Source organism: Streptomyces sp. NPDC047085 (assembly GCF_040643735.1).
In the GTDB taxonomy this organism is placed as follows: domain Bacteria; phylum Actinomycetota; class Actinomycetes; order Streptomycetales; family Streptomycetaceae; genus Streptomyces.
The window spans coordinates 225,863-238,850 of the sequence record NZ_JBEYUW010000009.1 but is presented as its reverse complement, the minus strand read 5'-3'; the positions used below and the strand labels follow the sequence as shown (position 1 = coordinate 238,850).

Below are 12,988 nucleotides of genomic sequence, written 5' to 3'. Positions count from 1 at the left end.
GCGCCAGCGCGCCGAGGACGTCCGGGTGGCCCAAGGGCGGCGCGACGGGGTTCACACCGATGGCCCCGAGTGCGACGCTGTGATCATGAGCCGTATCGAAGCACCCCGCGACGACGACGTCGCGCACACCGGTAACCTCACCGACCGGCTCCTGGCCGGCCTGCCCGCCGAGGCCGTGCTGACCGACCCCGACGTCACCGCGTCCTACGCCAACGACATGGCGAGCTTCTGCCCGGCCGGCGCCCCGGCGGTGGTCGTGCTGCCGCGCACGGTCGAACAGGTCCAGCACGTCATGCGCACCGCCACCGAGCTGCGCGTCCCGGTCGTCCCGCAGGGCGCCCGCTCCGGCCTGTCCGGCGGTGCCAACGCCACCGACGGCTGCATCGTGCTGTCCCTCACCAAGATGGACCGCATCCTGGAGATCAGCCCCGTCGACCGCATCGCCGTGGTCGAGCCGGGCGTCATCAACGCCACCCTGTCCCGGGCGGTCGAGGAACACGGCCTGTACTACCCGCCGGACCCCTCCAGCTGGGAGATGTGCACCATCGGCGGCAACATCGGCACGGCCTCCGGCGGGCTGTGCTGTGTGAAGTACGGGGTGACGGCGGAGTACGTCCTCGGCCTGGAGGTCGTCCTCGCCGACGGCCGCCTGATGTCCACCGGCCGTCGCACCGCCAAGGGCGTGGCCGGCTACGACCTCACGCGGCTCTTCGTCGGCTCCGAGGGCTCGCTCGGCATCGTCGTCCGCGCCGTCCTGGGCCTGCGGCCCAAGCCGCCCCAGCAGCTGGTGCTGGCCGCCGAGTTCGGCTCCGCCGCCACCGCCTGCGACGCCGTGTGCCGGATCATGGAGGGCGGTCATGTGCCGTCCCTCCTCGAACTGATGGACCGTACGACCGTGAAGGCGGTCAACGACCTCGCCCACATGGGCCTGCCCGAGACCACCGAGGCACTGCTGCTGGCCGCCTTCGACACCCCGGACCCCACCGCCGACCTCGCCGCACTCGGCGCCCTGTGCGAGGCCGCCGGAGCCACCCAGGTGGTCCCCGCCGAGGACGCCGCCGAGTCCGAACTCCTGCTGCAGGCCCGGCGGCTCTCGCTGACCGCGCTGGAGGCGGTCAAGGGCACGACGATGATCGACGACGTGTGCGTGCCCCGCTCCAAGCTCGGCGCGATGCTGGAGGGGATCGACCGGATCGCCGAGAAGTACGGGCTGACCATCGGGGTCTGCGCCCACGCGGGCGACGGCAACACACACCCCACCGTCTGCTTCGACGCCCAGGACCCCGACGAGTCCCGGCGCGCCCGCGAGTCCTTCGACGAGATCATGGCCCTCGGTCTCGAACTCGGCGGCACCATCACCGGCGAGCACGGCGTGGGCGTCCTGAAGAAGGAGTGGCTGGCGCGGGAGATCGGGCCGGTCGGGATGGAGATGCAGCGGGCGGTCAAGCAGGTCTTCGACCCGCTCGGCATCCTCAACCCGGGCAAGCTGTTCTGACCTCGCGCGGGCGCCCGCGGCACTGGTCTCACCGGCCCCACCGGCCTTTGCCGGCCCCACCGGCCTCACTGGGCGAGCAGTTGGTCGAGCGCGTCGTCGATCCTCAGCTGCTCGCCCTCCGTCCCCGGGGGCACCACCCGCAGCGTGCGTTCCAGCCAGGCCGACACCTGCGGCGTCGGGGCTTCCAGCAGGGCGTCGCCGTCGGGCGAACTCAGCGCCATCAGGACGACACTGCGCCCGTCGGCCTTCGTCGGCCACACCCGCACGTCCCCGCGCCCGCACGGCCGGAACACCCCCTCCACCAGGAGTTCCCGGGCGAACGTCCAGTTGACGGGGGACTCGGAGTTGATGTGGAACGTGATGTGCACCGCGTAGGGGTCGTCCGAGCGGTAACCGAGCCGGGCCTGGACCGGGACGCTCCGCTCGGGCGAAAGGATGAGCTTCAGTTCGAGTTCGCGCTCCACCACCGTGTGCTGCATGACCTGCGTTTCCTCTCTCGCGGGGGCCGCTCGGAGTGGGCCCGTGCCAGGAGAGAGGGGGCAGGTGCGCGGCCATTACGCGGGTTCCGGGAAATTCTTTTCGTGAGGTGCGCGTGGAGATGTGCGCGGACGTGCGAGAGGCGTGCCCGGCGTCGCCCGGAAAGGGGTGGGTCCGGCGGGACTGGCGGTGGCGGGAGCCCGCGTCTGATAGATGTGGAGCCCCCTTACCACCCCCGAGCAGATACGGGACGACGGACATGAGCGCCCCAACCCCGGCCCCCGGTGACGACAGGCCCCGCGAGGGCTACTACCCGGACCCGTCCATCCCCGGCTACGTCCGGTACTGGAACGGCGCCTCCTGGGTGCCGGGCACCAGCCGGCCGGCGCCGAAGGACGGCGAACCGCTCACCCCGCCGCCCGGCGTCCGTCCCGCCGCCCCGGCCGTGGAGGAGACGGGCCCGCACTTCTTCGACGAGGACCTGCGGCCGGGGGCCTCCGGGCAGCAGCAGCCCTGGGGCACCGACCCGAGGATCCCCGCGGAGTCGCCCCTCCCGCAGCAGCAGGAGGAGGGCGCGGCCCCCGACCCCGGCACGTTCATCTTCCGGCGCCCGGTCCCGGGCCCCGCGGCCGTCCAGGACGACGGCACGATGACCTTCCGCCCGACACCGGGCGCGCACCCCGGCACCTCCGGCCGACCCGCCGCCGACGGCTCCGCCGCCCAGCCTTCGGGTCCGGCGGCCTCCGGCACGCCCGGCTTCGGGGCGCACGGCACCGACCCACGCTCGGCGGACCCCGGTCCGGCCTTCGGCCCGCAGACCTCCGGCCCGGTGGCGGCCGGCCCCGGCGCGCAGGCACCCAACTCCGGTGCGGGCGGCTTCGGTCCGGCGGCGGGCGGGGCCGCCGCCGGTGGCTTCGGGGAACAGGGGCCGGTGGGGGCGGCGCCCTCCGCGCAGGCCGGATCGCCTGCCGCACAGTCCGGATCGCCTGCCGCGGCCTCCGGTTTCGGGGCCGGGAAGGCGGCCGCCGCCCGGGCCGCGGGCGCGCAGACGCCCCAGGGTTCCGCAGCGGCCGTAGCCCCGTCGGTGCCGCAGCAGGGCGGGGCCGCGGGCCCGGTGACCTCGGGTCCCGGTGGCGGTCAGGCCTCCTGGGCGCAGCAGGTGCACCAGCTGGCCGGCGGGGCGGACGAGCAGCCCGTGGCGCCGTGGAAGCCGGTGGTGGAGGACCCGTTCCAGGCGGCCGCCCGCCGACAGGCCGCGGCCCGACCGGCCGGACTCGGCAAGCGCCTCGCCGCCCGCCTGATCGACAGCGTGATCCTCGGTGCCGTCACGGCCGCTGCGGCGGTCCCGCTCGGCACCAAGGCCCTCGACCACGTCCAGCACAAGATCGACGAGGCCAAGCTGTCCGGCCGTACCGTCACCGTCTGGCTGCTCGACGGCACCACCGGCACCTCCCTCGGCATCGTCCTCGCCGTCCTCCTCGTCGTCGGCGTCCTGTACGAGGTGCTGCCGACCGCAAAGTGGGGCCGCACCCTCGGCAAGAAGCTGTGCGGTGTGGAGGTGCGGGACATCGAGGCCCACGAGCCGCCGACGTTCGGCGCGGCCCTGCGCCGCTGGCTGGTCTACAGCGTTCCCGGTCTGCTCGGCATCGGGATCGTCGGCGTGCTGTGGTGCCTGTTCGACCGGCCCTGGCGCCAGTGCTGGCACGACAAGGCGGCCCACACCTTCGTCGCGGGCTGACCGTCCGGCCCGCCCGTCCTCCCCCGTACGGCGGCTCTTGGCGTGCGGAACCGGGGCGGTCGCGGTGCACTCGGGCCATGAGCAGCGAACCGCCCCCCGGCTCCGGAGAACAGCCCCCCGAAGAAGACCCGTTCAAGAAGCGGCCCCCGTCGGACGAGAGGGCGGGCTCGCCGTACGACACCCCGTACGGATCCCAGCAACCCCCGCCCCCCGGCGGCCAGCCCCCACCCGGTGGCCCGCCCCCGCCCGGCGGCCCGCCCCCGCCTCCGGGCGGCGAGCAGCCGCCTCCCTACGGCGGTCAGCAACCGCCCCCGTACGGCGGTGGCGGCGGTCCCTACGGCCAGGGCGGCTACCCCGCCGACCCCCTCGCCGGCATGCCCCCGCTCGCCGACAGCGGCAGGCGCACCCTCGCCCGCATCATCGACATGATCCTCGTGGGCATCGTCGTCTGGCTGCTCACCTGGGCGTTCGGCGTTCGCGAGTACGAGGTGAACGGGGACAAGATCGAGGTCGGCAAGTCCTTCGCGCAGTCGATCACCGCCGCCGTCCTCTACGTCGCCTACGACACGATTCTGATCGCCAAGACGGGACAGACCCTCGGCAAGAAGTGGCTCAGCATGCGGGTGGCCAACCTGGAGAACGGCTCCACCCCCTCGACGCAGACCTCGCTCACCCGCGCCCTGGTCCTGTGGATCCCGTTCGCCTTCTGCTGTGCCTGCGTCTGGACCGCGATCTGCGGCGGCTGGAGCTTCTTCGACAAGCCGTACAAACAGGGCCTGCACGACAAGGCGGCCAAGACGGTGGTGGTCAGCACCCGTTGAGGCCCCGGTGGTAGGGCGCCTGTCTCATACCTGAGCGGCGGGTCCGGCACGATGCCCGGATCCGCCGCTCACGTGTGTGCTCCGTATGCCCTTCAGGGCGCCGTCGGTTCGCGCACCGGTTCGGCCGTCGCGGCGACCGGCTCGCGCGGCGCGGGCACCCGCGCGGCCTCCGGCTCCGCCGCGGGCGCGGTCGGCGTCGCGTCCGTACGCGGACGGGGCAGGGGCACGGTCATGGCCACGAGCAGCCCGAGCGCGAGCGCGGCCAGGGCGATGACGGCGATCCCGAGGCCCGAACTCGTCTGGGACAACAGCAGCATGGCGAGCGTCGAGAAGATCACGGTGCACGAACCGTAGGCGAACTGTGCGGCGGTCGGACGAGGCATGGCAATCGTGTCCTCGCTAGGTGAAGATGGGGGCGCCATTCGATTCTCTGGGCCTGCGTGTCTCTTGGCGTGCATGCCCGACCGGGACGGCCGGTAAGCGTGACCTAACCCACGGTACCGGTGCACGGGGGGCGCACGGAGTCATGGGGTCCGGCAAGTGGGCAGACTCACGCGCCCGTTGGGCGGTCATCGAGCTGTCCGTTAAACCGAACGTCGGCTCCGCATAGTGCACTTGTCCATGGCAAGTCAAGATCTTGTCTTTTCTTCTAAACCTCTAGTCAAATGTCGTCACTTGATTACACGCGTTGATCGTGCGCCCGCGGACCCATCCATGACCAGGATCCCCCTGTCCGCGTGCGCGGCGCGGGGGAGGACCTCAAGTGACCAGCAGACCCTGGACGTTCAGAGCCGCGGCGATCGGTGTCGTACTCGCCACGGCTTCCGCCGGCTTCGCGACCTTCGCGGTCGCGGAGGCGAGCACCACGGCCGCGTCGGCAGCCGCGAACCGGCACGACCCGGCCCCGGTGAAGCAGCAGGAGCACGACCTCGACGGCCCTCTGAGCAAGACCCAGGAGGCCCAGCGCCAGGAGGCCCTGAACCAGCTCATATCGGGCAAGGCCAAGGCGCAGGAGCGTAACGGCTCCAAGGTCGTCCAGCTCAAGAGCAAGAAGGGCGACAGCAAGTACGTCGAGCTGAGCCGCGAGAAGACCGACAAGATCTTCACGATCCTCGTGGAGTTCGGGAACCAGACGGACCCCAAGTTCGGCGGCACCGCGGGCCCGCTGCACAACAAGATCGCCGCGCCGGACCGCAAGAAGGACAACAGCACGGCCTGGCAGAAGGACTACAACCGGAAGCACTACCAGGACCTCTACTTCGGCACCGGCAAGAACGTCGAGTCGATGAAGAAGTTCTACGAGAAGGAGTCCTCGGGCCGCTACTCGGTGTCCGGCGAGGTCTCCGACTGGGTCAAGGTGCCCTACAACGAGGCCCGTTACGGCAACAACGCCTGCGGCTCCACGAACTGCCCGAGCGTGTGGAACGTCGTCAGCGACGGCGTGACCTCCTGGGTGGCCAAGCAGAAGGCGGCCGGCAGGACCGACGCGCAGATCAAGGCGGACCTGGCCAAGTACGACCAGTGGGACCGCTACGACTACGACGGCGACGGCAACTTCAACGAGCCCGACGGCTACATCGACCACTTCCAGATCGTGCACGCCGGTGAGGACGAGTCCGCGGGCGGCGGCGCCCAGGGCAAGGACGCGATCTGGGCGCACCGCTGGTACGCCTTCGGCACCGACGCGGGCTCCACCGGTCCCGCGAACAACAAGCTGGGCGGCGCGCAGATCGGCGACACCGGCATCTGGGTCGGCGACTACACCATCCAGCCGGAGAACGGCGGCCTCGGCGTCTTCGCGCACGAGTACGGCCACGATCTCGGCCTGCCGGACCACTACGACACCACCGGCAACGGCGACAACTCCACCGGCTTCTGGACCCTGATGTCCTCCGGCTCCTGGCTCGGCCGGGGCAAGGACTCCATCGGTGACCTGCCGGGCGACTTCAGCGCCTGGGACAAGCTGCAGCTCGGCTGGCTGAACTACGACACGGCCAAGGCGGGCAAGCAGTCCACGCACAAGCTGGGTGTCGCCGAGTACAACACCTGGGACAAGCAGGCCCTCGTGGTCTCCCTGCCGGACAAGGCGGTCACCACCACGATCGTCGCCCCGGCGCAGGGTGCGATCCAGTGGTGGAGCGGCAGCGGCGACAACCTCAAGAACACGCTGACCCGTTCGGTGGACCTCACCGGCAAGTCCTCGGCCGCACTGACCCTGGACGGCTGGTACGACATCGAGGCCAACTACGACTTCCTCTACGCCGAGGTGTCGACGGACGGTGGCGCCAACTGGACCGCGCTCGACGGCACGGTGGACGGCCAGGCCATCCCGCGTGACGCCAGCGGTGCGCCGGCACTGACCGGCACGGTCGACGCGTACAAGAAGCTGTCGTACTCGCTGGACGCCTACGCGGGCAAGAAGATCGACGTCCGCTTCCGTTACCAGACCGACGGCGGTGTGGCGCAGAAGGGCTTCGCGGCGGACGAGATCACGCTGACCGCGGACGGCGCGACGGTGTTCTCGGACAACGCCGAGAGCGCGGACGCCGGTTGGACCGCGAGCGGCTTCTCCCGGATCGGCGCGTCCTTCACCAAGGACTACGCGCAGTACTACATCGCCGAGAACCGCCAGTACGTCTCGTACGACAAGACCCTCAAGGTCGGCCCGTACAACTTCGGCTTCTCGACGACCCGTCCGGACTGGGTGGAGCACTACCCGTACCAGAACGGCCTGCTGATCTGGAAGTGGGACACCTCCCAGGCGGACAACAACACCAGCGTCCACCCGGGTGTCGGCCTGGTCCTGCCGGTCGACTCGCACCCGAAGGCCCTGAAGTGGTCCGACGGCACGCTGATGCGCACCCGCATCCAGTCCTATGACTCCCCGTTCAGCCTGTACGGCACCGACGGCATCACGCTGCACAACGCGGACGTCGTGACGAAGATCAAGTCGTCGAAGGGCGTGTCGGTGTTCAACGACCACGCCAGCACGTACTACGACCCGTCGACCCCGACCGCCGGTGTCAAGATCACTGACACCAATACCAAGATCAAGATCGTCAAGGAGGCCAAGGACGGCTCCACGATCCTGCTCAAGGTCGGCCCCGCGGTGAAGTAAGCGGTATTTCCGCAGGTCAGAAGCGTATCGGCGGTGACCCCCTGGCGGGTCGCCGCCGATCGTGTTTAGGTGCGTCCTATGGCTCGCTTATTGACGCCGAACGAAACGGGGATGTGACTTCATGGCCGCAGGAGGCTTCTGCAAGCTGCCGAACGGCACGGTGGTGGTGGCACTCAACCTGCCGCATGTCGCCGACGGCACGACCGGGGTACGGGTCCTGGTGCACGCCCAGAACCGCGCCCGAGCCCTGACCAGGCTCCGCAACCTGGGCTTGCGCGCGATCTACCTGCGGGGCAACGCCGCCCCGCCGACCCCGGACGAGATCACGGCGGTGCTCCACCACCCCGACGGCCTCATATGGCGCACCACACCGGACAACAGCGTCACCGCACCCGAGCTGTGGCACCCCATCCGAGCCCTGCTCCGGGGTCCCGCGGTGCCGGTCCCGCCGAAGGCCGCCGTCGTCCAGCCCGCCGGCGGCTCGCTGGCCGCCAACAGCTGACGGCTAACCGCTGACGACCGGCTTGCCGGTGAGTTCCACGCCCGCCTCGCGCAGCTCCTCCAGGGCTCGCTCGGTGGTCTCCGGCGAGACACCCGCGGTGAGGTCCAGGAGGACCTGCGTGCGGAAGCCCTCTCTCACCGCGTCCAGCGCGGTGGCGCGCACACAGTGGTCGGTGGCTATGCCGACCACGTCGACCTCGCTGATGTCGCGGGCGCGCAGCCACTCCGCGAGGGGGACGCCGTTCTCGTCGGCGCCCTCGAAGCCGCTGTAGGCCGCGGAGTACGCACCCTTGTCGAACACCGCGTCCACCGCGCCGGAGGCGACCGCGGGCGCGAAGTTCGGGTGGAAGCCGACCCCCTCCGTGCCCGCGACACAGTGCGCGGGCCAGGAGTGCACGTAGTCGGGGTTGTCCGCGAAGTGCCCACCCGGCGCGATGTGGTGGTCACGGGTGGCGACCACATGGCGGTACCCAGCACCCGCCGCCTGGCCGATCAGCTCGGTGATGGCGGCGGCCACGTCGGCACCACCGGCCACCGCGAGGCTGCCCCCCTCGCAGAAGTCGTTCTGCACATCTACGACGATCAAGGCGCGACGCATGGTGGGTGTCCTTCGACTGTGGGTTAAGTAATTGAGCCTAGAGACTTTGCGGCCCCAGCGGGAGAGGGCCTTCACGGCTGCGGACGACGTCCCGATCTAGCTACCCGACCGCACGTTGACGTACTCCGTCGGAATGACGGGTTCCCCTCGCGACAGCTGGGTAGCGGACAGCGGAAGGTTCGCCCGCGCCGCGATGTGCCGCTCCCGGGGCGCGTCGAGCGGCTCGCGCGCGACCACCTCGCCGCCCTTGACCAGCTGCACCAGCAGCTGCCGATCGGCCAGCTCGTCCGGCACCGGCCCGGTGCCCACCACCTCGGCCTCGGCCACCCCCTCCGGGTCCAGCCGGCGCGCCGCCCACTTGCGCCCGCCGAGGGACGTCTTGCCGCTGCTGGCCTTCTTCGCGACTGGCACCAGCGGCTCCGCCGGATCGGCGGACTCGGCACGCGCGACCAGCTTGTAGACCATCGAGCAGGTCGGGTGCCCGGAGCCGGTCACCAGCTGGGTGCCGACGCCGTACGCGTCCACCGGTGCCGCCGCGAGCGAGGCGATCGCGTACTCGTCCAGGTCCGAGGTCACGACGATCTTCGTGTTCCGCGCGCCCAGCTCGTCCAGCTGCTGCCGCACCCGGTGGGCGACGAGCAGCAGGTCGCCGGAGTCGATCCGGACCGCGCCCAGCTCGGTCCCGGCCACCTCCAGCGCCGTACGGACCGCCTCGGCCACGTCGTAGGTGTCCACCAGGAGGGTCGTGCCCCGGCCGAGGGTGTTCACCTGGGCCTGGAAGGCGTCCCGCTCCCGGTCGTGCAGCAGGGTGAAGGCGTGCGCGGAGGTGCCGACGGTCGGGATGCCGTAGCGGAAGCCCGCCGCCAGGTCGGAGGTGGTGGCGAAGCCGCCGACGTACGCGGCGCGCGCGGCGGCCACGGCGGCCAGCTCGTGGGTGCGGCGGGCGCCCATCTCGATCAGCGGCCGGTCGCCCGCGGCGGAGGCCATCCGGGAGGCGGCGGCCGCGATCGCCGAGTCGTGGTTGAGGATCGAGAGGATCACGGTCTCCAGCAGCACGCACTCGGCGAAGCTGCCCTCGACCCGCATGATCGGCGAGCCCGGGAAGTAGACCTCACCCTCGGGGTAGCCCCAGATGTCACCGCTGAAGCGGTATCCGGCGAGCCAGTCGAGGGTCTCCTCGTCGACGATCTTCCGCTCGCGCAGAAAGCCCAGGACACCCTCGTCGAAGCGGAAGTTCTCGACCGCGTCCAGGACCCGCCCGGTGCCCGCCACCACGCCGTAGCGGCGCCCCTCGGGCAGTCGCCGGGTGAAGACCTCGAACACGCTGCGCCGCAGGGCCGTACCGGCCTTCAGCGCGGCCTGCAGCATGGTCAGCTCGTACTGGTCCGTGAAGAGCGCCGTCGAGGGAACGTCCACCGGCAGCCCAAGGTCCGCTGTGTTCATGACGAGGATGGTACTCCATTTTCGTCAGTGTGACGATTTATCGCGAGCGTGGCAGCATGGGCACTGTGACGTCACCCGCGCCCGTAGAGATCGAACGCACCGAGTCGGCGGAGGAGGTCTTCGCCGTACCCGAACCCGACGTCCCCTGGGTCACGATCGTCCACAACGACCCGGTCAACCTCATGAGCTATGTGACGTACGTCTTCCAGATGTACTTCGGCTACACCAAGGACAAGGCCACCAAGCTGATGCTGGACGTCCACCACAAGGGCCGGGCGGTCGTCTCCAGCGGCACGCGCGAGGAGATGGAACGCGACGTGCAGGCCATGCACGGCTACGGTCTGTGGGCCACCCTGCAGCAGGACCGGAAGTAGCGACCCACTCAGATGCCAGGACACTTCGAACCGCTCCCCGGCGGCGGCGCGGCCGTCGCGCTCGACGACGTCGAGATCTCCATCATCCGGTCGCTGGCGGTCCAGCTCCTGGAGCTCATCGGGCCCGGCCCCGCCGAGGACGCCCCCGCCGACCCGCTCGCCGAGTTGTTCGCCGAGGGCCCGAGCGAGCCGCCCGCCGACCCGGTCCTCAGAAGGCTCTTCCCGGACGCCTACAGCGACCCGGAGAAGGCGCCCGACTCCCCGGCCGCGGCCGAGGAGCAGCAGGTCCACTCCGCCGAGTTCCGCCGCTACACCGAGAACGACCTCCGGGCCGGCAAGCGGGACAACGCCCTCGCGGTGATCCGCAGCCTGGACGCGCTGGCCCCGGTGGACGAGAGCGGCACGGTCCTGAAGCTCGCCCCGGACGAGTCCCGGCAGTGGCTCGGCGCCCTCAACGACCTCCGGCTGGCGATCGGCGCCCGCCTGGAGATCACCGACGAGGACGACACCGATCTGCTCTTCCGGCTGCCGGAGGAGGACCCGCGCAAGCCGATGGTGCTGGCCTATCTGTGGCTGGGCGGCCTCCAGGAGACGCTCGTGACCACCCTTATGCCGTAATTTGCGGCGTTTTTTTGTTCGCTCAGAGGACGCTCAAATCCGGATAACGATCGCGTCACCGTTGCGGCCTGTTCTGTCATGCTTGTGCGCTCTTTGTCCGCTTCTTCCTGTGTGATACGCCACAGCGGCCCCCTGCGCTGAATATTGCGGCCGTGATAAATCTTCACGACCGCCCGACCGAACACCACCCATGTTCGGCGGGTGCGCCACCGCGCCGGCGACCGTCGGCCAGGCACGGGCGGGTGAGTGAAACCCGCTCAGCTCCATCAATCCGGGGGGATCGAAACCCGATCCGAGGCCGACGAAAGGCCCGGGTCGGCATGGAGAAAGGCGCACACACACATGACCTCTGAGAGGGTCACCGAAGCCCCAGAGGAGGGCTACGAGCGCGGGCTCGGCAGCCGTCAGGTCCAGATGATCGCGATCGGCGGCGCCATCGGCGTCGGCCTGTTCCTGGGAGCCGGGGCGAACATCGCCAAGGCCGGTCCCAGCCTCATCCTGATGTACGCCCTCGCGGGCGTGATCATCTTCTTCATCATGCGGGCACTCGGCGAGCTGCTGCTCTACCGCCCGGTCTCCGGTTCCTTCGCGGAGTACTCCCGCGAGTTCCTGGGCCCGTTCTTCGGTTACTTCACCGGCTGGACGTACTGGCTGATGTGGGTCGTCACCGGTATGGCCGAACTGACGGCCGCCGCGATCTACGTCAACTACTGGTTCCCGGCCGTCCCTCAGTGGGTGACGGCGCTGGTCTTCCTGGTCGTCCTGTTCGTGGCCAACCTGATCTCGGTGAAGCTGTTCGGCGAGATCGAGTTCTGGTTCTCCATGGTCAAGGTCACCGCCCTGGTCGGCATGATCGTGATCGGTCTCGGCGTGCTCACCTTCGGCTTCAGCGCCGCCGGTGACACCGCCTCCGTGTCCAACCTGTGGCAGTTCGACGGCTTCTTCCCCAAGGGCATCGGCTCCTCGCTGATGACCCTGCAGGGCGTGATGTTCGCCTACCTCGCCGTCGAGCTGGTCGGTGTGACCGCGGGCGAGTCCGAGAACCCGGAGAAGACGCTCCCGAAGGCGATCAACACCCTGCCCTGGCGTATCGCCCTCTTCTACGTCGGTGCGCTCACGGTCATCCTGTGCGTGGTCAAGTGGACCCAGTTCGCGGCGGGCGTCAGCCCCTTCGTGAAGGCGTTCGCCATGATCGGCATCCCGGCCGGCGCCGGCATCGTCAACTTCGTGGTGCTCACCGCGGCCCTGTCGTCCTGCAACTCGGGCATGTACTCCACGGGCCGCATGCTGCGCACCCTCGCGGACAACGGCGAGGCGCCGCGCGTCTTCTCCAAGCTGTCCGCCACCAAGACCCCGGCGCTCGGCATCACCGTCTCGGTGGCCTTCATGGGCATCGGCGTGATCCTCAACTACATCGTCCCGGAGAAGGCGTTCGGCTACGTCACCTCCGTCGCCACCGCGGCCGGCATCTGGACCTGGCTGATGATCCTGGTCAGCCACGTGCTCTACCGCCGCGCGGTGGTCTCGGGCCGGCTGCCCGCCTCGTCCTTCCCGGCGCCGGGCGGCGCGGTGTGCTCGTACATCGCCATCGCCTTCCTGCTCTTCGTCACCGGCCTGATCGCGTACGATGCCGACTCCCGCGTCTGCCTGTACGTGATGGCCGTCTGGGCGGTCGCGCTCGGCATCGGCTGGCTGTTCCTGAAGAACCGCACGCCGGGGATCGCCGACCGTCAGGAGCAGGTCTTCGAGAACGTGGGCTGACCCCTCGGGAAGCCCGGGGAGACCACCCCCTGGACGTCCGGCCG

At 70.1% G+C, this 12,988-nt stretch carries 12 protein-coding genes; 8 read left to right on the top strand and 4 right to left on the bottom strand.

The genetic code is table 11. The features are described 5' to 3' along the window. Window positions 1-79: 79 nt before the first annotated feature. Complete coding sequence (locus ABZ865_RS28185) at window positions 80-1,495, top strand: FAD-linked oxidase C-terminal domain-containing protein (RefSeq protein WP_361236377.1); 1,416 nt, start codon at window positions 80-82, stop codon at window positions 1,493-1,495. A 65-nt stretch (window positions 1,496-1,560) separates the two neighbouring features. Here the strand turns inward: ABZ865_RS28185 and ABZ865_RS28180 are convergent, their stop codons facing one another. After that, window positions 1,561-1,974 (bottom strand): SsgA family sporulation/cell division regulator, encoded by a 414-nt coding sequence (locus ABZ865_RS28180; RefSeq protein ID WP_361236083.1) that lies wholly within the window; start codon window positions 1,972-1,974, stop codon window positions 1,561-1,563. Between the two features lie 257 nt (window positions 1,975-2,231). On the opposite strand from ABZ865_RS28180, the gene ABZ865_RS28175 reads away from it, so the two are divergent. Continuing rightward, window positions 2,232-3,710, top strand: coding sequence for an RDD family protein (locus ABZ865_RS28175; protein WP_361236079.1), 1,479 nt, complete (start codon window positions 2,232-2,234; stop codon window positions 3,708-3,710). Window positions 3,711-3,787: 77 nt separating this feature from the next. Beyond that, window positions 3,788-4,531: an RDD family protein gene (locus tag ABZ865_RS28170; RefSeq protein WP_361236076.1), complete on the top strand. Its 744-nt coding sequence runs from the start codon at window positions 3,788-3,790 to the stop codon at window positions 4,529-4,531. A gap of 92 nt (window positions 4,532-4,623) precedes the next feature. Here ABZ865_RS28170 and ABZ865_RS28165 read toward each other — a convergent pair whose 3' ends face one another. Beyond that, window positions 4,624-4,914, bottom strand: a complete 291-nt coding sequence (locus tag ABZ865_RS28165; protein ID WP_361236073.1) for a hypothetical protein — start codon at window positions 4,912-4,914, stop codon at window positions 4,624-4,626. Between the two features lie 380 nt (window positions 4,915-5,294). On the opposite strand from ABZ865_RS28165, the gene ABZ865_RS28160 reads away from it, so the two are divergent. Both ABZ865_RS28160 and ABZ865_RS28155 read left to right on the top strand, forming a co-directional pair. Further along, window positions 5,295-7,649: an immune inhibitor A domain-containing protein gene (locus tag ABZ865_RS28160; RefSeq protein WP_361236070.1), complete on the top strand. Its 2,355-nt coding sequence runs from the start codon at window positions 5,295-5,297 to the stop codon at window positions 7,647-7,649. Between the two features lie 121 nt (window positions 7,650-7,770). After that, complete coding sequence (locus ABZ865_RS28155) at window positions 7,771-8,151, top strand: hypothetical protein (RefSeq protein WP_361236067.1); 381 nt, start codon at window positions 7,771-7,773, stop codon at window positions 8,149-8,151. A 3-nt stretch (window positions 8,152-8,154) separates the two neighbouring features. On the opposite strand, the gene ABZ865_RS28150 is transcribed toward ABZ865_RS28155, so the two are convergent. After that, window positions 8,155-8,748 (bottom strand): isochorismatase family protein, encoded by a 594-nt coding sequence (locus ABZ865_RS28150; protein ID WP_361236063.1) that lies wholly within the window; start codon window positions 8,746-8,748, stop codon window positions 8,155-8,157. 96 nt (window positions 8,749-8,844) lie between these two features. Continuing rightward, window positions 8,845-10,191: a nicotinate phosphoribosyltransferase gene (locus ABZ865_RS28145; RefSeq protein ID WP_361236060.1), complete on the bottom strand. Its 1,347-nt coding sequence runs from the start codon at window positions 10,189-10,191 to the stop codon at window positions 8,845-8,847. Between the two features lie 56 nt (window positions 10,192-10,247). Here ABZ865_RS28145 and clpS point away from each other — a divergent pair, with 56 nt between their 5' ends. The 3 genes from clpS (at window position 10,248) to ABZ865_RS28130 (ending at window position 12,944) form a co-directional block, all read left to right on the top strand. Next, window positions 10,248-10,565 carry an ATP-dependent Clp protease adapter ClpS gene (gene clpS, locus ABZ865_RS28140; RefSeq protein WP_031159507.1) on the top strand — a complete coding sequence of 106 codons (318 nt, stop codon included), beginning with the start codon at window positions 10,248-10,250 and terminating at the stop codon, window positions 10,563-10,565. A gap of 12 nt (window positions 10,566-10,577) precedes the next feature. Next, window positions 10,578-11,183, top strand: coding sequence for a DUF2017 domain-containing protein (locus ABZ865_RS28135; RefSeq protein ID WP_361236057.1), 606 nt, complete (start codon window positions 10,578-10,580; stop codon window positions 11,181-11,183). 342 nt (window positions 11,184-11,525) lie between these two features. Further along, window positions 11,526-12,944, top strand: a complete 1,419-nt coding sequence (locus ABZ865_RS28130; RefSeq protein WP_361236054.1) for an amino acid permease — start codon at window positions 11,526-11,528, stop codon at window positions 12,942-12,944. The last annotated feature ends 44 nt before the right edge of the window (window positions 12,945-12,988 follow it).